The 18747-nt window shown below is 66.6% G+C and carries 22 protein-coding genes; 12 read left to right on the forward strand and 10 right to left on the reverse strand.

Annotated elements, in window-relative coordinates:
* The first annotated feature begins 129 nt into the window (after positions 1-129).
* Both RCF13_RS08695 and RCF13_RS08700 read left to right on the forward strand, forming a co-directional pair.
* Positions 130-1029: a LysR family transcriptional regulator gene (locus RCF13_RS08695; RefSeq protein WP_061478607.1), complete on the forward strand. Its 900-nt coding sequence runs from the start codon at positions 130-132 to the stop codon at positions 1027-1029.
* 263 nt (positions 1030-1292) lie between these two features.
* The gene (locus RCF13_RS08700) at positions 1293-2900 is read left to right on the forward strand and encodes an ATP-binding cassette domain-containing protein (protein ID WP_231352497.1); all 1608 of its coding nucleotides are present in this window, start codon (positions 1293-1295) and stop codon (positions 2898-2900) included.
* A 143-nt stretch (positions 2901-3043) separates the two neighbouring features.
* Here the strand turns inward: RCF13_RS08700 and RCF13_RS08705 are convergent, their stop codons facing one another.
* Positions 3044-4369, reverse strand: a complete 1326-nt coding sequence (locus tag RCF13_RS08705; RefSeq protein WP_134969155.1) for a GTP-binding protein — start codon at positions 4367-4369, stop codon at positions 3044-3046.
* A gap of 69 nt (positions 4370-4438) precedes the next feature.
* On the opposite strand from RCF13_RS08705, the gene RCF13_RS08710 reads away from it, so the two are divergent.
* On the forward strand, positions 4439-4810 hold the full coding sequence (locus RCF13_RS08710; protein ID WP_061478604.1) for a MerC domain-containing protein: 372 nt from the start codon (positions 4439-4441) through the stop codon (positions 4808-4810).
* A 56-nt stretch (positions 4811-4866) separates the two neighbouring features.
* On the opposite strand, the gene RCF13_RS08715 is transcribed toward RCF13_RS08710, so the two are convergent.
* Entirely contained in the window at positions 4867-5151 is a 285-nt protein-coding gene (locus RCF13_RS08715) for a metal-sensing transcriptional repressor (protein ID WP_061478603.1), read from the reverse strand.
* Between the two features lie 50 nt (positions 5152-5201).
* Between RCF13_RS08715 and dmeF the strand changes: the two genes are divergently transcribed.
* A complete protein-coding gene (dmeF, locus tag RCF13_RS08720; RefSeq protein WP_134969154.1) occupies positions 5202-6146 on the forward strand; it encodes a CDF family Co(II)/Ni(II) efflux transporter DmeF in 945 nt (314 codons plus the stop codon).
* An 86-nt stretch (positions 6147-6232) separates the two neighbouring features.
* On the opposite strand, the gene RCF13_RS08725 is transcribed toward dmeF, so the two are convergent.
* Complete coding sequence (locus RCF13_RS08725; RefSeq protein WP_005415073.1) at positions 6233-6517, reverse strand: hypothetical protein; 285 nt, start codon at positions 6515-6517, stop codon at positions 6233-6235.
* Positions 6518-6607: 90 nt separating this feature from the next.
* On the opposite strand from RCF13_RS08725, the gene RCF13_RS08730 reads away from it, so the two are divergent.
* From RCF13_RS08730 to RCF13_RS08745, 4 genes are all read left to right on the forward strand, one after another.
* Positions 6608-7024 (forward strand): hypothetical protein, encoded by a 417-nt coding sequence (locus RCF13_RS08730; RefSeq protein ID WP_134969152.1) that lies wholly within the window; start codon positions 6608-6610, stop codon positions 7022-7024.
* Between the two features lie 145 nt (positions 7025-7169).
* Positions 7170-7838: a hypothetical protein gene (locus RCF13_RS08735; RefSeq protein ID WP_134969151.1), complete on the forward strand. Its 669-nt coding sequence runs from the start codon at positions 7170-7172 to the stop codon at positions 7836-7838.
* Between the two features lie 115 nt (positions 7839-7953).
* Positions 7954-8274 (forward strand): hypothetical protein, encoded by a 321-nt coding sequence (locus RCF13_RS08740; protein ID WP_134969150.1) that lies wholly within the window; start codon positions 7954-7956, stop codon positions 8272-8274.
* A 127-nt stretch (positions 8275-8401) separates the two neighbouring features.
* Entirely contained in the window at positions 8402-9244 is an 843-nt protein-coding gene (locus RCF13_RS08745; protein ID WP_061478597.1) for an MnmC family methyltransferase, read from the forward strand.
* Positions 9245-9247: 3 nt separating this feature from the next.
* Here the strand turns inward: RCF13_RS08745 and RCF13_RS08750 are convergent, their stop codons facing one another.
* The gene (locus RCF13_RS08750) at positions 9248-10216 is read right to left on the reverse strand and encodes a polysaccharide deacetylase family protein (RefSeq protein WP_134969149.1); all 969 of its coding nucleotides are present in this window, start codon (positions 10214-10216) and stop codon (positions 9248-9250) included.
* Positions 10217-10280: 64 nt separating this feature from the next.
* A complete protein-coding gene (locus tag RCF13_RS08755) occupies positions 10281-10925 on the reverse strand; it encodes a hypothetical protein (protein WP_081280950.1) in 645 nt (214 codons plus the stop codon).
* 134 nt (positions 10926-11059) lie between these two features.
* On the opposite strand from RCF13_RS08755, the gene RCF13_RS08760 reads away from it, so the two are divergent.
* Positions 11060-11740, forward strand: coding sequence for a hypothetical protein (locus RCF13_RS08760; RefSeq protein WP_231352739.1), 681 nt, complete (start codon positions 11060-11062; stop codon positions 11738-11740).
* A 293-nt stretch (positions 11741-12033) separates the two neighbouring features.
* Here RCF13_RS08760 and RCF13_RS08765 read toward each other — a convergent pair whose 3' ends face one another.
* Positions 12034-12846 (reverse strand): alpha/beta hydrolase, encoded by an 813-nt coding sequence (locus RCF13_RS08765; protein ID WP_134968240.1) that lies wholly within the window; start codon positions 12844-12846, stop codon positions 12034-12036.
* Positions 12847-13073: 227 nt separating this feature from the next.
* On the opposite strand from RCF13_RS08765, the gene RCF13_RS08770 reads away from it, so the two are divergent.
* The gene (locus RCF13_RS08770) at positions 13074-13553 is read left to right on the forward strand and encodes a nuclear transport factor 2 family protein (protein ID WP_134968239.1); all 480 of its coding nucleotides are present in this window, start codon (positions 13074-13076) and stop codon (positions 13551-13553) included.
* Positions 13554-13628: 75 nt separating this feature from the next.
* On the forward strand, positions 13629-14021 hold the full coding sequence (locus tag RCF13_RS08775) for an XVIPCD domain-containing protein (RefSeq protein ID WP_072167701.1): 393 nt from the start codon (positions 13629-13631) through the stop codon (positions 14019-14021).
* A 68-nt stretch (positions 14022-14089) separates the two neighbouring features.
* Here the strand turns inward: RCF13_RS08775 and RCF13_RS08780 are convergent, their stop codons facing one another.
* From RCF13_RS08780 to RCF13_RS08795, 4 genes are all read right to left on the reverse strand, one after another.
* On the reverse strand, positions 14090-15235 hold the full coding sequence (locus RCF13_RS08780; RefSeq protein WP_134968238.1) for a YncE family protein: 1146 nt from the start codon (positions 15233-15235) through the stop codon (positions 14090-14092).
* 185 nt (positions 15236-15420) lie between these two features.
* Positions 15421-16434, reverse strand: a complete 1014-nt coding sequence (locus tag RCF13_RS08785; protein WP_134968237.1) for an XVIPCD domain-containing protein — start codon at positions 16432-16434, stop codon at positions 15421-15423.
* A 2-nt stretch (positions 16435-16436) separates the two neighbouring features.
* Entirely contained in the window at positions 16437-17072 is a 636-nt protein-coding gene (locus tag RCF13_RS08790) for a hypothetical protein (protein WP_134968236.1), read from the reverse strand.
* Positions 17069-17995: an XVIPCD domain-containing protein gene (locus RCF13_RS08795; RefSeq protein WP_134968235.1), complete on the reverse strand. Its 927-nt coding sequence runs from the start codon at positions 17993-17995 to the stop codon at positions 17069-17071. Before RCF13_RS08795 ends, RCF13_RS08790 begins: the two co-directional genes overlap by 4 nt.
* 245 nt (positions 17996-18240) lie before the next feature.
* Here RCF13_RS08795 and RCF13_RS08800 point away from each other — a divergent pair, with 245 nt between their 5' ends.
* Complete coding sequence (locus RCF13_RS08800; RefSeq protein ID WP_134968234.1) at positions 18241-18741, forward strand: hypothetical protein; 501 nt, start codon at positions 18241-18243, stop codon at positions 18739-18741.
* The last annotated feature ends 6 nt before the right edge of the window (positions 18742-18747 follow it).

The following is an 18747-nucleotide window of genomic DNA, read 5'->3' on the forward strand; positions in this document are numbered from 1 at the left end:
ATCGGCATGATGCCCGGAACTGGAACGCCGCAAGGGCTGCCCGAGGCCCCGCACCACAGTGTTGCGACGGCCGCGCCGCGTGCCGCGATCACCCGCCCCTACCCTGCCGTTTTCATTGCCGGTACGCCCATGTCAGTCCTGGACAACCTCGCCAACCTGCAGACCTTCGTCCACGCCGCCGACACCCGCAGCTTCGTCGAGACCGGGCGCCTGCAGGGCATCTCGGCATCGGCCGCAGGCAAATGCGTTGCGCGGCTGGAGCACGCACTGGGCGTGCGCCTGTTCCACCGCAGCACGCGCAGCATCACCCTCACCGCCGAGGGCCAGCTGTTCCTGGTGCGCTGCCGGCGCATCCTCGACGAACGCGATGCCGCGCGCACCGAACTGGCGCAACCGCACGCTGCACCGAGCGGCACGCTGCGGATCAGCCTGCCACTGGTAGGCGACCTCACCCTGCCGTTGATGGCCGAATTCATGGCCGCGTATCCGGACATCCGCCTCGACCTGGATTTCAGCGACCGGCTGGTCGATGTCATCGAGGAAGGTTTCGATGCGGTGCTGCGCGTTGGCGAACCCAGCGACTCGCGGATGAACGCGCGCCGGCTGGGGGTGTTCCCGCGGCGTGTCGTCGCCTCGCCGGGCTACCTGCAGCGTCGCGGCGTTCCACGCACGCCGGCCGACCTGCTGCAGCACACGTTGCTGCACTATCGCTTCCCCAGCACAGGCAAGCTGGAGCCGTGGCCGATCCACTGGCCCGACCACGAAACACCGCAGGAGCTGCCGGTGCACATGGTGGCCAACACCATCGAGGCGCGGGTGGCGCTGGCGCTGCGCGATACCGGCCTGGCCTTCGTGCCGGTGCACTCGGTGCGCGATGCGCTGGCCGGCGGCCGCCTGGTCACCGTGCTGGAGGATCATGTGCACTCCTGCGGCACCTTCCACCTGCTGTGGCCGTCGGGCCGACACGTATTGCCGAAGCTGCGGGTGTTCATCGACTTCGTCGGCGCCCGCCTGGACACCGTGCCGTAGATCCACGCCATGCGTGGATGCGTCTCGCGGCGAAAGGAAGCCGAGCATCGGCTCGGCTCTACAGAACCGCCCGACCATCGGTAGCGCCGGGCCATGCCCGGCGGCCGCACACCTGACCATTCAGCCACTGCCGCTATACTGCCCGCTCATTCCTCCCAGAGGCTCGCGACCAATGCGCCATTGATGCCGCCGTCTTCCCAAAAGACGGCCTGACTCTTCCCGCCCCTGCGCGCAGGGGAGAACCCGGCATCCATGGAGGTCGCATGACCACACATTCCCTCACGCTCGATCGCGTGTCGTATCGGCTGGCCGACGGCCGCCCGCTGTTTTCCGATCTGTCGTTCTCCTTCGATCCGGTCGCCACCGGCCTGGTCGGTGCCAATGGCACCGGCAAGAGCGTGCTCGCACGCCTGCTGGCCGGTCGGGTGCGACCAGAGAACGGGCAGGTGCGCAGCAGCGGCCGCGTGTTCCTGTTGCCGACGCCCGGCTATCCACCCGCCGGCACGGTCGGTGAACTGGCCGGCGTCGGCGCGGAACTGGCCGCACTGCAACGCATCGAAGCCGGCAGCGTGGATGAGGCCGACTTCGCCTGCGTCGGCGACCATTGGGATCTGCGCGAGCGCCTGCAGCAGCAATGGCAGGCGCTCCGCCTGCCCGACGATCTCGATCCCGCCCAACCCGCCGCGCTTCTCAGTGGCGGCCAGGCCATGCAGGTGGCGCTGTCCGGCGCCTGGGCCAGCGGCGCCGATTGGCTGATCCTGGACGAACCCAGCAACCACCTCGATGGCCGCCATCGCCAACAGTTGTACGAACGGTTGCAGCAGTGGCGCGGCGGCCTGCTGGTGATCAGCCATGATCGCGAGCTGCTGGCGCAGATGCAGCAGATCGTCGAGCTCGACGCGCGCGGGCTGCATCGCTATGGCGGCCCGTGGCAGCACTACGCCGACGCGCGGGCCGCCGAACGCGAAGCGGCCGCCGCACAGCTCGACCACGCCCGCGCCCAGCACCGGCAGCAACAGCGCAGCGCGCGCGAGCAGCACGAACGCCAGCTGCAGCGCCAGGCACGTGGCAATCGCGATGCGAAGCAGGCCAACCAGGCACCGATCCTGCTTGGCCGGCAGAAACAGCGTGCAGAGGCCAGCCGCAGGCGCGCGCAACAGGTACAGGCCGATCGTCTGCAGGCCAGCGCCGACCAGCTGCGCGCAGCGGCTTCGGCAGTTCACGCCGCGCCGGAGCTGGCGCTGTTCGCCGGTGACGGTGAACGCGGCAACGCACGTCTGCTGCAGGCGGAGTCGCTGGTGCTGCCGCAGGGTTGCAGTGCACCGTTGCAATTGGAGATCCGCCGCGGCCAGCGCATCGCCGTGGTCGGTGACAACGGCAGTGGCAAGTCCACGCTCCTGCGCGTGCTGGCCGGCCAGCTGCCTGCACGCAGCGGCATCGTGCAGCGCCATGCACCTCTGGCGCTGCTCGACCAGCAGCTGCTGGGGTTGTCCGGCCAGTGCAGCATCCTTGACACCGTGCAGGCCGCCAACCCGCGTGCCGACCCCAGCGAACTGCGAACACGACTGGCCCTGCTCGGGCTGGACGCACAGCGCATCCAGCGCGCAGCCCACAGCCTCAGCGATGGTGAACGGGTGAAAGGCGCGCTGGCCAGCGTGCTGTATGCCGATCCCGCACCGCAGCTGTTGCTGCTGGACGAGCCGGGCAACGCGCTGGATCTGAGCGCGTTGCAGGCACTGGAAGAACTGCTGGCGGCATGGCCGGGCGCGCTGCTGATGGTCAGCCACGACCGGCACCTGCTGCAGGCATTGCGGCCGACCCACGTGCTGCAGGTGGGCACCGGGGGGTGGCAGTGGCGTGACGCCTTGTAGATCCACGCCATGCGTGGACCTACTGCAGCAGCCGAGCATGGGCTCGGCTCTACAGGATAGGCCATGCGTGGATGCATGCATGGCCTATCGACCAGGGGTAGTGCCGGCCGCTGGCCGGCAACCCATGGATCCTCAGTGCACCGTCACCGCTTCCACACCGGGAACGCCTGCGGCAGCTGTTGCCACAGCAGCGGCCCCGCACGCAGTTCCTGGTCGTTGAGCAGGCACGCGTCCAGCTCCGCACGCACCGCGCGCTCATCCATGTGCACGCCAATCACCACCAGCTCCTGGCGGCGGTCGCCCCACAGCGGGTGCCACAGCCGCTGCATCGCCGAATGCGCGGCCGCATCCGGGAAGTCTTCCAGACCCGGCAACGGTGCGCTCCAGCAGTCGGCCTGCTGCCGCGCCCAGCCCAGGTCGCTGTACGGCAGCGGCGTGGGCGGCAGCAGTGGCGCGGTGTCCTCCAGCCCAGCCCGCACGCGATCACGCGCGGCGTACCAGAACCCCGCCGCCTGCGTTCGCGTCGCGGCGCCCACGGTGTTCAGCTCGCCCACCCAGTCCATCCGGTTGGCCAGCCAGAACCAGCCCTTGCTGCGGATCACGCCGGGCATCCCCGACTGCAGCGCGCGGGCGAAGCGCGCGGGATGGAACGGTCGCCGCGAGCGGTAGACGAAACTGGCGATGCCGTACTCTTCGGTCTCCGGCGTATGCTCGCCACGCAGTTCCTTCACCCAGCCCGGCGCACGTTGCGCACGCTCGTAGTCGAAGCGGCCGGTGTCCAGCAGCTCGGCCAGTGGCACGTCACCGAAGCGGGACAGCAGCAGCTTCGCGTCGCGGTTCAGGCCGCGCAGCACGGCCAGCGTGTCCTGCAGCACTTCGTCATCCACCTGGTCGACCTTGCTGACCACGATCACGTCGGCGAACTCGACCTGCTCGCACAGCAGGTCGACCACGCCGCGGTCGTCATCCGGCCCGGCCTGCTGGCCACGCTCGGCCAGGCGCAACGTCGAGCCGAAGTCGGCGAGAAACGCGCTGCCATCCACCACCGTCACCATCGTGTCCAGGCGCGCGATGTCACTCAGGCTGAAGCCCTGCTCGTCGCGCACCGCGAACGTGGCCGCCACCGGCATCGGCTCACCGATGCCGGTCGACTCGATCAACAGGTAGTCATAGCGACCGGCGTCGGCCAGGCGCCGCACTTCCTGCAGCAGGTCATCGCGCAGCGTGCAGCAGATGCAGCCATTGCTGAACTCCACCAGCGTCTCTTCGGTGCGGCGCAGTTCGGCGCCGCCCTCGCGCACCAGCTGCGCGTCGATGTTGACCTCGCTCATGTCGTTGACGATGACCGCCACACGCAGGCCGGCGCGGTTGCGCAGGATCTGGTTGAGCAGGGTGGTCTTGCCGGCCCCGAGGAAGCCGGACAGCACGGTGACCGGAAGGCGACGGTCGGCGCGGGAAACAGTGTTCATGTCGGAGCGGGTTGGCTGCGGAGCGGAAATGTTACTGTATAACACTATCTGCGCAAGGAACGTCCCCCGATGAAGTCGCCGTCTGCCGCCCTGCTCGATGCCGGCGCGGTCGCCCTGTCCAGCCTGTGCCTGCTGCACTGCCTGGCGCTGCCCCTGCTTGCCGCCGCGCTGCCGCTGTTCGGCAGCTGGGCCGAAGCGGAATGGGTCCACCTGCTGTTCGTGGCCATCGCCCTGCCGTTGACCGGCTACGCGCTGTGGCGTGCCGAGCGCCGCCATCCATTGCCGGTGCTGGCCTGGGCCACCGCCGGCGCGGGGCTCGGCCTGCTGCTGGCCGGCGCGTTGGCGCTGCCCTCGCACGACTGGGAGACACCGATGACGGTCATCGGCAGCCTGCTGCTGGCCGCCACGCATATCTGGAACGCGCGGCACCGGCACGGGTAGTGCCGGCCGCTGGCCGGCAACCCCATGAACACCGCGGACGGCCGGCACTACCCTTGCTATTTGCCGTAGCGGCGCAGCAGTTCGACCAGCACTTCGGCCTCGGCCGCCCGCTGCTGCGGGTCGTCGGCGCCGACCACATGTTCCTGCAGGTGCTCGTGCAGCAGCTCCATCAGCAGGCTGTGGGCGGCGCCGCGCACCGCAGCAACCTGCACCAGCACGTCCGCACAGTCGCCGACCTCACCTTCCGGCCTGTCCAGCGCCTGCTCCAACGCCGCCACCTGGCCGCCGATCCGGCGTACCCGGGTCAGCAGCTGCTTTCGATTCGTGTGTACATGGGCCATGGGCGCATCGTATACCCTATGGGGGTATCCTTCCACCCTCTGGTCTTCCCATGCACCTGGATGCCCTCGCCGCCGCCCGTCGCCACGAACACCGCTTCGACGACGGCAACCCGCTGGCCGAACGCAATACCCGCCGCGCCCTGTGGCTCACCGTCAGCATGATGCTGGTGGAAATTGTCGGCGGCTGGTGGTTCAACTCCATGGCCGTGCTCGCCGACGGCTGGCACATGAGTTCGCACGCACTCGCGCTGGGCCTGGCAGTGTTCGCCTACCGCTGCGCGCGCCGCTACGCGCTCGACCCGCGCTTCGCCTTCGGCACCTGGAAGATCGAGATCCTGGCCGGCTATACCAGCGCCATCGCCCTGCTTGGCGTCGCCGCGCTGATGGCGGTGCAATCGCTGGAGCGGCTGTGGGTACCGGCGCCGATCCACTACAACGAAGCCATCGCCATCGCTGCGGTCGGGCTGGGCGTGAACCTGCTATGCGCCTGGTGGCTGCACGACAGCCCGGGCCACGCGCATCACCACCACGGCCACGACCACGACCACGATCACACCCATGCGCACGGTCATGACCTCAACCTGCGCTCGGCCTACGTCCACGTGCTGGCCGACGCCGCCACCTCGGTGCTGGCCATCATCGCCCTGCTCGGCGGCAAGCTGCTGGGCCTGACCTGGCTGGACCCGGTGATGGGCCTGGTCGGCGCCGTTCTGATCACGGTGTGGGCGATCGGCCTGCTGCGCGACAGCGGCCGCATCCTGCTCGACGCGCAGATGGACGCGCCGGTGGTGGCCGAAGTGCGCGAAGTGATCGAACAGGGCCCGTGGCCGGCGCGCCTGGCCGACCTGCACGTCTGGCAGGTGGGTCGCGGCAAGTACGCGGTCAGCGCCAGCGTGGTCACCAGTGACGCCACGCTGGATGCCGATACCGTGCGCAACGCGCTGGCGATCCATGAAGAGCTGGTGCACGTAACGGTGGAGATCCACCGTAGCTGATCCTGCGCGACTGCGGTCGAATCTGTAGAGCCGAGCCATGCTCGGCTGTCGCAGGCCATCAGCCGAGCACGGGCTCGGCTCTACAGTCAGAGCTTCAGCATCATCCGCAGCAGGTACATCAGCAGCGGCAGCGCACTCAGCACTGCACCGCCGATGCCGATCCATGGCCAGCGCTCACCGCGCACGCGCGAGGCTACGGCCAGGCCGCCACCCACCAGCGCCGCACCCAGCACGCCCACGCCCAGCCCTGCGGCCATGCCATTGCCACCCGCAGCGACCGCCGCCTGTGCCGCCACGGTGCCTGCCCCCCACCCCACTGCAATGCCCAGCCAACTGGCCACGCCGCACCACGGTGCCTTGCCCTGCGCCATCCGAAAACCCCTGTGTCCTTGCCGAATTTCTGTACGGGCCACGCCCGCATGCCGCCTACACTAGCCGCACCTGCCCTGTAGGGACATCCCATGCGCACGCTCCGCCTGCTGCTGCCCGGTGCCCTCCTCCTGCTCACCGCCTGCAGTGGTGACGCCGGGCTTCCTTTCAGCGCCGACCCGTTGCAGGGCTGCTTCGCCACCGGCGCGCGCAAGCCGGCCGACTTCCGCATCGACAAGGAAGGCGGCCAGTACTTCGTCTCCTTCAGCCGCGGCGACCAGTGGCAGCGCGAGCCCAATGCGCTGCACAGGGCCACCCGCAGCGAGATCAGCCGCTACTTCCGCGATGACGCCGAGCAGATCGACAGCGCGTTGATCCGCATGGCCGGTGGCTTCGGCATCTTCCACTTCAACAAGGACGCGACGTTGAAGGGCAAGGCCAGCGATAGTGACTACATGGCGTTGATGCTGATCGGGGCCGGGCCGGTGTATGCGGTGAAGTGCATTTGAGCAGACGTTTGCTACAGCTTCTTTCGTGGTTAACAGTCTGAAACATAAGAAAAGTTTCAAAACAACGATAACTGGATAGGTATCTCGTCGGGCGACCAGAACTCAGTTCAGCATCAGCTCTCCATCCCAAAAGAGGAGCTGAGACATGAAGTTGAAGCAATTCGCCTTTTTGATAGCGGCCTTTCTGCCCGCGACCGCGATTGGCGCTAGCGAGCGCCTAAGCATAGATGTCGTAGTCGCGAATCCAGACGGAAGTGTCAGCGTAGATAGGACAAGCAGCTGGCCAGACTTCAATGGCGGCATCGTGGACGTGACACAGCGCCTGAAACAAGATGATTTTGGGAGACTCAGCTATCGCTATGAAGACCAGAGTAGAGCCACTCAGCTCTATCACCAAGCCTATTGCGAGTCGATGGAAATGACACCCTCAAGCGGGACCATGACGTTGTCGGGTCCCTCCACCGGCTGGTCTTGCTACAGCGATGATCCCGCGCCCCCTGCCGACCCTGTGAACAGTATTGATTGGGCAACGGCGACTGCACCAAGTGGTCGGGTACCCGTTGGTCAGAATATCTTTCCCATTGGGAGCGGGAGTTGGGAGAGCTCTATTGGCGGCATGAGACGTTCAACCCTCAGCGTGGACAATGGACGCTGTATTGCACAGGAAATCGACCACTACGCTGGGCCGTTCAGAGGCAGAACCCAGTTTGGCGTCAATTGCTATTTTTCGCAGTCCAAGTTTGCAAACACCATGATGGAGACCTGCATCCCCAAGCAATGTGCCACCAATAGAGGGACGATCTTCGCTCAATAGCTCCTAGAGGGAGATGCCCATGCCCAAAGGCAGGGCATCTCTCGTCCATGCATCAACGCCATCTACTCACTGGCAAAGGACTGACGAAATGACATTCAGTCTTGGATATTGGAACATGCTGCCCCTCCTGCTGATGGCCGGTGCAATACAGTCTCAGGGGGCCTATGACGAAGTCCGGCAGCTGCCCGATGGCCAGACCCTGATCATGCGCATCCTGGACTGGGATCTCGGTGATGGTCGCCATGAGCGCGTTACCGTGCATTGGCTGCTGCAGGAGGACGGCCGCATGCGCTACGACTTCGATCGGCAGCCACCGCAAACCCAGGAGGTCCATCGCCAATCGTGCGCGCGGCAGGGCATGCAGCCGTCGCGTGGCGTCGGCATGATCGCGGGGGAAGGGACCGCGCACGGCTATAGCTGCACCAGCCAGCGGTAGCCTCGCGCCCACGCCCGGCTGTTCCCGTCTGCATCCACACAGGGCGTGGATCTACTGCGGCAGCCACGCGTGGCCCCGGCAACAGCTGCGGTACCATGCCCTCCCCCGAACCGCCCCGGTACCCACCGTGCCCCATTACACCGGCCCCCTGCTGACCCGCGACAGCGCCGACACCCTGCGCCGTGCCCATGACAAGGGCGCCGCCGACTGGCAGGGCTCGCTCGACCTCGGCCGCAGCCAGGACAGCGTGGCGCTGGATGCGGACAGCTTCCACTTCCGGGGCCAGCCCTACCCGTGGCCGGGCAAGCTGAAGGACCGCACGCTGTACTACTGGGATGGCGAGGACTTCGCGCCGATCTCGCGCTACAGCGGCTCGCTGATCAAGCTGGTGCCGACCGAATGGGGCGCACCGACCTTCGAGATCGACGGCATCAAGATGCTGCCGACCTCCAAGCTGTCGCCGTTCGAGGATGCGCGCCGCAAGGTGGAGCTGGTCGCCCCGGCCGGCAAGGTCATCCTCGATACCTGCGGTGGCCTCGGTTACTTCGCCGCCTGCGCGCTGGAGGCCGGTGTCGGCCAGATCCGTTCGTTCGAGAAGAACGCCGATGTGATGTGGCTGCGCACGCTCAACCCGTGGTCGCCGGATCCAGACTCTGCTGCCGCCGGTGGCCGCCTGCAGTTCAGCCACGGTGACGTCTCGCAGCAGATCGAACAGGTGGCCAGCAACAGTGTCGACGCAATCCTGCACGACCCACCGCGCTTCGGCATCGCCGGCGAGCTGTACTCGCAGGTGTTCTACGACCACCTCGCCCGCGTCATCCGCAAGGGCGGTCGCCTGTTCCATTACACCGGCGCGCCGAACAAGCTGACCAGCGGCCGCGACGTGCCGCGTGAAGTGGCCAAACGCCTGGAAAAGGCTGGTTTCAAGGCGGAACTGGCGCTCGACGGCGTGCTGGCCGTCAAGCGCTGAGCCTCACTCCGAGTCGACCTTGGCCAGCTTCATCACCCACGCCGGCACCTCGGGTTCGCCGGCGTAGAAGTCCTTCGGCTTGTTCTCCGCCATCGCCCAGCGATGCAGCCAGCTCGGGCCATAGCGGCCGTTGTAGCCTTCCGCACCCCGCGCATACGCTGGATCACGCATCGCTTCGTCCAGTGAAATGAAGCGATAGCCGCGGCGCTTCGTGGCCGCCACCAGTTCGGCAAAGGTCGCCGCGTTGAGCTCATTGGCGTGCATCAGCCACACCTGCGGCAGCGCGTACCCCAGCAGCGCCTGCGACTGCTTCTCGTAGTAGTCCAGCTTGTTCAGCATGTACGGCACGTAGCCCTTGCGCAGCTGCGCCAGCGTCGCTTCGCGTGCAGGCGAATCCGCCTGCTCGTTCATCACGTTGGCATAGGCGAACGCCCACACCCATTCCCCGTTGTCCACCGTCACCGGCGCCACGCGGTAGCCATGCTGCTTGAAGAACGCGTCCATCTGCATGCGCTCATCCGTAGTGCGCCCGGCGCGCAGGTAGGGGTGGCGCATCCACTGTGGCGCCTGTCCCTTCTCGGCCAGCAGCGGCCGCAGCACCGTCTCGCCGCGCAGGAAATCCTGTTGGAACGCCGCCACGCCCTTCGCATTCAGATCCATGTGCGAGTACGTGTGGTTGCCCAGCACATAGCCCGCATCGCGCCAGTCGCGCAGCATCTGCACCCGCGCCGGCTGCACCTGTCCATTCACCTCAAGCTTGTTCTCGTTGACGAAGCCCACCACCGGCACGCCGGCCTCGCGCAGCTGGGCCATCAACGCTTCGTGCCGGGCCTGCAGATCCGGCGGCACGATCTGGTCCAGCCGTGCCCATGGCAGATCATCGATGGTCACCGCGATACGACGGTCCACCTCGGCGGCGTGTACGGCCAGCGAACACAGCAACAACGGCAACGCACGCAGCAACAAGCGCATCGGGTCTTCCCTGGAGTGGCGAGGCGTCGACTGTAGCGCGATTGCCGCGCGCCGCCGAGCGTGCTCAGCCCGCCCGGGCCCACGCGATCGCGCGCCACAGGGCAACGCCACCGGCCATCGCGGCCAACAACAGCACCGTCAACACCAGCGCCAGATCATCCGGATTGCGCAGCAGTGGCGCGTTCACGCGCGTCAGGATGTGGAACACCACGCGCTGCGCCTGCTCCAGCGGTACATCACCCTCCGACACCAGCTCCACCAGGCACGCCGTGGGTGACAGCCGCGCCACATTGCTCCACGCATTCTCGTACAGGTGCAGGACCCATCCGGCCAAAGCCAGTGCACCACCGTGCAGCACCATAAGCGCCACGTTCGCCGTGCGCAGCCGATCGCGCAGCCACAGCGCACGGCTTGCGCACACCGCCATGGCCCCCAGCAACGCCAGCACCACGCCTGCCCATGGAATCCAGCCCAGGGGTTGCCAGTCATCCAGTGCGCCCGCACGCGCCATCACCTGTTCGGCAACCTTCAATCGCGCGTGCGCGTCCGGGCCGCCACAGGCCACCGTCACCGGCTCCAGCAACAGCTCCACACGGTAATGGAAGAAGCCGGCAGCCAGTACCACAGACAGCAGCGCGACCCACTGCAGCATCAACAGGATCGGCCCCTGCCCACAGATGCGGCGGATTCGGGAGGTGGCGGCGCTCATCGGTTCATCCATGACAGCAAAGAGCCATCCTAACCAAGCGCTTCGCACGTGTCGGCTGGCGGATGCGACACACACCACGCAGCGCCGTTACGATGGCACGGTTGTTTGAATGCGAATTTTCCTTGGTGTTCCCGATGGTGATGCTGTACCTGATCATACGAACGCTGCTGCCCCTGCTGGCATTCGTGCTCGCGTGGTGGCTGCTCGCGCGCCTGATCGACGCGCGCGTCGCCCGGCTGCCACGCGTCCCGTTGAACCTGCCGGCGCACAGCAGCAGCCCGCGCAGGAAGGATCGGCGCATCTACGCGCGCAAGCTGCGGCGCAAGCCGGGGCTGCGCACGGCGACCCGCGCCGCCGCCGCGCCGCGCAGTTGGCGCCTCGCCGCAGCTGTCCTGTCGATAGGCGTGCTGGCCGCCACTGTGGTCGCCATCCCCGATGGCGCGCGCTTCCAAGTGATGGTGGGCAATGTCACGGGCTACCCGGGAACAATCATCGAGGTGCGGGTTCCCGCAGCAGCACAGCCTGTCGTGCTGCAGGCATGGCGCCCCGTACTGGCACACCTGGGAAGGCCCGTAGCGATGCGCTATCCGATCGCTCGCACCGGCGGCGAGCATGAAGCCCATGCGGTCGTACCCGTGCAGGTACGGCTGCAGGGTGATCGCCTGCAGGTGGCCATCGCGCTGCCGGTGGACAGCGACGTTCTGCGTGCCGAACTGGCGCGACAGGCAGGATTGCCGGTCGAGGCGATCAACGTGCGGCGGCGCGACGTAGCGCCATGGCGGGAGTCGGGCTGGCGGCCACTGCCCGGCCCGTAGCGCCGCGCCCATGCTCGGCTGCCCTTTGCCCCTTCCCCGGACGGCACGCGCTGCGCGCGCCAGCCGAGCATCGGCTCGGTGCTACACCACGTCCCCACCCAGCCTGTGAATCACGACCCACGCGGCAGCTTCGCCGCCCACATGTTGTCCACCAGGTTCGGATACCGCCGCCCGTTCTCCTCGGCACGTTGCCGTGCCGCCGCCTTCTGCGCATCCGACAGCGGTTGCGACGTCTGCCCTTTGGGCCTGGGCTTTTTCCACGGGGGTGTCTTTGGCTCGCGCATCGCCGCAGCTTACCGCTTCAGGAAGTTCAGCAGCGCCAGATTGAAGCGGTCGGCGTGGCTGGTGTTGCAGCCGTGCGGCGCCCCCTCCAGGATCACCACTTCGCTGCCCTTGATGGCCTTGTGGGTACGCTGGCCAGAGCCCTCGAACGGCACGATGGCGTCACTGTCGCCGTGCAGGATCAAGGTCGGCACCGTGATCTTCTTCAGGTCATCCCGGAAATCGGTCGTGGCGAACGCCTTCATGCAGCCCAGCGCCGCCGCCTGGTCGGATTGATGGCACAGCGCGATCGCCGCCTGGCGCGTCTCCTCGGTGACCATCAACTGGCCGTTGCCGCTGAAGAAGTCGCGGGTGAAGCCATCGAAGAACGCCTCGCGGTCCTTCTCCAATCCGCTGCGCATTTCATCGGCCTTGGCCTGCGTCAGTGGACCTTCCGGATTGTCGTCGCTGCGCAGCAGGAACGGTGGCACAGCGGCCGCGAACACCACACTGTGCAGGCGATCCTGGCCATGGTTGGCCACGTAGCGCGCCACCTCACCGCCGCCCATCGAGAAACCGACCAGGGTGACGTCGCGCAGGTCACGTTCCTCGATCAGCCCCGCCAGGTCCGCCGCCAGCGTGTCGTAGTCGTAACCTTCGGCCGGCTTGTCAGAGCGGCCAAAGCCACGCCGGTCGTAGCTGATCACCCGATACCGGGCGTCGCGCAGGATCGCCACCTGCGTCTTCCAGGCATCGGCGGACAGCGGCCAGCCGTGGATCAGGATGACCGGGCGGCCATCGCCACCCGTGTCTTCAACGTGCAGGCGGATGCGGGAAGCAGGCATGGGCGCTCCTGTGGAAGGGAAGGATTTCAGGCTAGTGGTCGTCACCTGTGGCGGCTGTGAGGGAATCCCGGTCGCTCATGACATCCCCTGCACAGGCAACGGCCTCTAGGCTGGAACCGGGCCGCCAATATGGGCATTCATTCCGTGGCAGGGCCGTTTCGTCGGAAGCCGGCTGCAGTGGCCCAAACGCCATGCGAGCCTGCGTGAACCCTCCCTGGAGCCTCGCCATGCTGCTGCCCACCCTGCCCCTGCTGGCCGCCGGCCTCGTTGTCGCGCCAGCGCCCGCCGACAGCCTGCGCGTGCAGATCCGCCAGGCCGATACCCAGCTGTTCGCTGCGGCCTTCGAGGCCTGCGATGCCGACAAGGCTGCTGCGATGACGACCGACGACATGGAGTTCTTCCATGACAAGGATGGCAAGTCGGCCAGCAGCCGCGAGGACTTCCGCCACAGCGTGGCCAACCTGTGCAGCAGCGCGCGCAAGGGTGGTTGGCAGCTGCGCCGCGAGCTGGTGGAATCTTCGCTGCAGGTGTTTCCGCTGCACGATGAGCGGGCGCTCGAAATCGGCGACCACCGCTTTTACGAGCGCGGCAAGGACGGCGTGGAACGCTGGACCGGCCAGGCCCGCTTCATCCAGGTCTGGCGCCGCGTGGACGGGCACTGGCTGGCCGAACGGGTGATCAGCTACGACCATCGGCCGGCAGACTGATCCTTCGGGTGCGCTTCACGGGCTGGATCTATACTGGCGGGGTTCACCCCGACCCACCGCTACCGTTCGATCGCCATGGCAGAGATCACCCCCAACCACCCCGACTATGGCCTCAACCAGCAGATCCGCCAGGGCGTGGCCGCACTGGACGCCCAGCATGGCCGTGCGTTCGACCAGACCAGCGAACGCCTGACCGCCAGCCTGACCGTGCTCGCCCGCGAACAGGGCCTGCAGCAGGTCGACCACGTGCTGGTCAGCAACGCCACGGCCCAGCACCCGGCCGGACACAACATCTTCGTGGTGCAGGGCGACCCGGCCAATCCGGCGCACCTGCGCGCGATGATGCCGACCGCAGTGGCGGCGCAGACGCCGGTGGAGCAGTCGATGCAGAAGTTGGGGTTGGGTGTGCAGCAGCAGGTTGAGGCGCAGGCGCAGGAAATGCAGAACCCCGCGCCGCGGCTGGGGTAAACGCTGCGACATGAAATAGGGGCAGCGCGTTGCGCCCTGCCCCTGCATTTACAGCCTGTGCACCGCTGTTACAGCTGGATCCGCGCCACGCTCTCGTCAGCGCCCTTGTCATCCTTCTCGCCGTTCTTGATGCTCACGAACAGCACGTTGTTCTTCGCATCCAGCGCCAGGCTGTTCGGGTGGGTCGGCACCGTGTAGGTGGCCACCTTCTGGTAGCTGTCACTGTTGTATGCGGTCACCGTACCGGCTTCGCGGTTGGTCACGTACAGGCGCTTGCGCGGTGCATCCAGCAGGATACCCAGCGGGCCGGCGTCGGTCGGGATGCTGGCCAGTTCCTTGCCGGTGCTGCGGTCCAGCACCAGCACGCGCTGGCCCGGATGCTTGCTGACCAAACCGCTGCTCTTGGCCTGGTAGCCACGCAGGAATTCCGAGCCCTGGTCGGTCACGAACAGCCGCTTGCCGGCCGGGTCCAGGGCGATGTTCATCGGCTGCTCGGCGGCGATCCTGTGCTGCGCCACCACCTTGTTCGAATCGGTACCCACTACCACCAGCTCGGCCAGCAGGTTGCTGGTGTACACGCGCTTGCTGGCCGTATCCAGCGCCAGGCCCGGCGCCTTGGCATTGCCCAGGCCGTCGATGGTGTTGATCACCTTCAGCGTGGTGGTATCGATCACGAACAGCACGCTGCTCACGTCCGGCTGGCTGCTGTGGCCGGTCACGTACAGGCGGTTGGCCGCGCTGTCGACCACCAGCTCGCGCAGGTCGTGGGTGTAGGCGGCCTTACCGTCCTTGCCGGTCTTCTTCTCCATCAGCTGGATGGTGCCGACGGCCCTGTTCTGCGCGGTGTCGACCACGGTCACCGACAGGTCCACGGTGTTGCCCACGTACAGGCGGTCGTGGGCGTCATCCAGCACCACGCCGAACGCCTTGCGCTCCAGCGGGATGCGGTTTTCCACGGCCAGCGTGGCCGGGTTCAGGCGCAGCACCTGGGCCGGGCCGGCGTCATCGCCGAAACCGCCGGACGAGGCCACGAACACGGCGTTCTGCTTCGGGCTGTAGGCCAGCTCGTACAGGCCCTTGGCCACGGCCTGGCGCTGCACGGCGGTGGTGGCACTGGCGGCGGGCGCGTTGTCGGCGAACGCGGAGGGCACGCCGAGGCTGAGCGAAACGGCAACGGCCAGGGCGGCCGAGCGGAAGAGAGGAGTACGGAACATGCGAGCGTCCTTGAATGGGCACGGGAAGGTGTCCTGGCTCGCTGGGCCGTACTGCGACGGCCCGCCCCGCATCTGTCTGCGCGGGGTGGGCTGGCTGGGGATGCGGGGAAATGGTAGCAGGTGGGGGGCGTGGCGTGCGCCGGCGCGGGCATGGCCAACGCTCGACCTCGATGCTGCGCCCGCCGCTATGCCATCCGTGGGCCGTGGCTCCGCTGAAGCTGCTGCTCCTCCTGCAGGCGCTGCGCGTCTCGCTGCGGCTCATTCTGCTGCAACTGCGCGACCCGATCGAACGAGGCCTCCACCGGTGCCTGCGCAGCCACCTCCGCCGGCATGCCGGCGCGCTGGTGTGCCGGGTCACTGCGGTCCCCTTGCACGATGAACAGCTTCGGTGCGGTATCACCGCGCTGCTCGCCCAGCACCACCTCGTCCACGCGCGAGAACTGCTGCTCCTTCGACAGCGCGAGCAGGCTGGCACTGACATTGCCGTTGCGCGCCCCGAAAGCGCCGAGGTCGGCCACCTGCTGGTGGATCTGGTTGAGGCGGGCATGATCGTCGTGCGCCGGGTCTGCGGGCGTGCCGCTTGCCGCGAGGGTGCTGTTGCCGCGCCACTGCTCGCCGTTCTCGGTGAACATCCACTCGCGGAAGGTCTGCTTCGGCATCGGGTTCCACTGCACCTTGTCCAGTTCGCTGCCCTTCACCTGCTGCGGAATGGCGCTGACCGCGCGGATGTTGTCCAGGACCCTGGTAGCGCCCTCGTAGTTGCTGATCTCCCCGGCCAGCCCGACCGGGCGCAGGCCTGCGTGGTTCAGGGCACCCCATGCGAAGTCGGTGCACGCGTTGGAGAAGAAGTCGTATTCCATGTCGAAGCCGTGCTTCTTCGGGTCCGCGGAGAACTCGAGGATGCGGTCGTACTGCGCCTTGCTGATCTCGATCGTGCGCTCGAAGCGGGGTTTGTCGTAGACCAACACATCCATGTCATCGACTTTGCCCCTGTTCGGCTCGTCCTTGGTGCCTGCGTGGGTGAAGCCAATGCTCTCCGGCAAGGGTTCACCCGAACGGCGCAGCGACAGGAACATGTGCCCCGCGAACGATGGCTCCAGCAGAAACCTGTTTCCCTCAGCATCACGGCCGTAGCGCGGCGTGCCGGGGGCCGCCAGATGAATGGTTACGCTGTAGCGTTCGGCATCGTCCTTGTGCATGTCTACTTTCCTAGTGATTGGTAGCCAACGATCAGTTCTGCTTTCAGGCCTTCCAGCCGGGGCCGATCCTCCACAAGGTCCACCCGCAGAACGTAGCGCCCGGGTGCAATGCCTCCGACCTGCGCCAACTGCAACGTGCGATAGAGCACCTCTTCAGAGTACAACCCGGCCTCGGCCAAGCTGTTGATGTCCACGCTCCCCGTCGTCAGGTCTGTTACCACGCCATCCTCCCCGATTTTCTGAGAATCGCGTCCATCGCGAGTACGCTGCCAGAGCTGCACAGGACCAGGTGCACCGCCATCAATACGCTCCAGGCGCAGCCGCGTTGGCAGCCGTCCCAGCGTGATCTTCTCCGAAGCATCCAGCAGCCGTCGCGCATCGGTATCCTGCAGCCGCAACCCGATGTTCAGGATCGGAATGGCCGGCTTCTGGGGCGCCGGCAAATCAAACGTGACCTCAGCAATCCGACCGACCTTCTGCAACTGCACGACCCGCGTGAACGGCACAACCGTGCGTGCCTCGGCCTGTGCGCGCGTCAGCAGGGGCGGCGCAACCTCTGGCGCTGGTGACGCACGGCATGCCGCCAGCGCGCCCAGCACCGCCAGTACCACCGCCCCCCGCCGCAGTGGCCGCGTCATTGCTCCTTCAACCGCAGCGAATCGGCCACATCCGTCTTGGCTGCCACTTCAGTGGCGATGCTGGCGCGGCGGTGCCCCGGGTCGTTGCGGTCGCCCTGCACGATGAAGATGCTCTCGGCGGCATGGCTGTTCTGGGTCGGCCGGCTGAGCAGCACGTGGTCCACGCGCGAGAGATTGTTCTGCTTGGCCAGCACCAGCAGGCTGGCGCTGATGCGCTGGCTGGCCGCATCGAACGGGCGACCGTGCGCGGCATCCAGTTCGGCCACTTTCTGGATCAGCTGCGAGAACAGGCGATGGTCCGGATGTGAGGGGTCCAGCAGCGTGCCAGCCACTTCGATCGGCGTCGGCGGCGGCTCATCGCTGGCACGGTCGCCCTGGCGATGATGCTCGGCCTCGCGCTCGGGCATCGCGTGGTGGGTTTCGGCATTCAGATCGCTGCCCGGGAACGGCGCCGCAATGCACTGGATCTCCGGCAGGTTGAACAGCACCGCGAACTCGCCCAGGTTGCTGCTGCCATCCAGCGGCGCCGGCAGCGGATGCAGCCCGGCGTAGTGCAGGGCCGCCCAAACGAAGTCGCTGCAGCGGTTGATGGTGGCCGGGCGATCCACATCGAATTCGAACTCGGCGGGTTCCTCGGCGAAATCACGCAGGCAGCCGTAGTGCTCCTCGGTGATTTCCAGGGTGCGGCTGTAGTACGGGTCCAGATGCTCGTCGGCATCGTCGTGGCGCACCTGTGCGTACTGCACGCCGGTGGGGGTTTCGCCCGGCGCGTGGTGCGGTGGCGCGAAGCCGTAGCTGTGGGCCTCGTCGCCCGCAGCGACCTGCAGGTACATGTGGCCGCGCGGCGAGATGCCCCCACTTTTCAACGGGGTGCCGGGCGCGGCCAGATAAAGGGTTGCGGTGTAGCGTGTTGCCTGCTCCATGCCTGTTCAGCCTTGATGGGTGCTGCGGTCCTGGGCGGATGATGGCATAGGTGGGATCGGGGGCAGGTGGAGGTGGCCTAAGTGACGGGATCAGCTTGCTGAATGTGTGAACGACGCAACAATACGGAAGAATTGGGATTGGGTCGCATAGAGCAGCTACATCGAGGGTCGTATAGTCCACTCAGGGATGCAATGGAATCTCCGGAGCCCATCGCTCGAGAACAGTAATCATTGAAGGATCAATCATGCCGCTAGCATTCGAGCGTCAACCTGGCTCTGCAGTCGATCGTCAACGTGGCGTTACCATCACCGCGCCACGGGTCCTGCCTGCGAGCCCCCCAGAAGATCCGAGCCATACGGAGTATCAGTATCTGCTCTATCTCAATGGCCAGAGGGTCGATGGACTCGGGCTATTTGGGACCGAGCAGTTGATTGAAACTCAGAATGGCCCCGAACGCGTTTTCACTCTCGACCTTGGCCGCGACTGGGTCCTGAAGTCCATCCTTGGCTTCAAGCGGAAGTTGAACAACTCAGATGACGACCTCGCCTTCCTGCACTCCCTCTCGCGGGGTCTGGTGCTGGCGAACATGGATCACAGCAGCACGAGATATGCCGTGCGATACGTGGCCGTCACAACAAATGAGGCACTTGCCCGCAACGGTATCGTCACGAAGGACTTGCCCCCCCCCCATGGCGATGTGCGCGTTGTTCTAGCCGACGCGTTCAATCCAGTTCGTGCGGAATGAGGAAGT

It is taken from the genome of Stenotrophomonas maltophilia group sp. RNC7, assembly GCF_030910085.1.
Lineage (GTDB): Bacteria > Pseudomonadota > Gammaproteobacteria > Xanthomonadales > Xanthomonadaceae > Stenotrophomonas > Stenotrophomonas sepilia.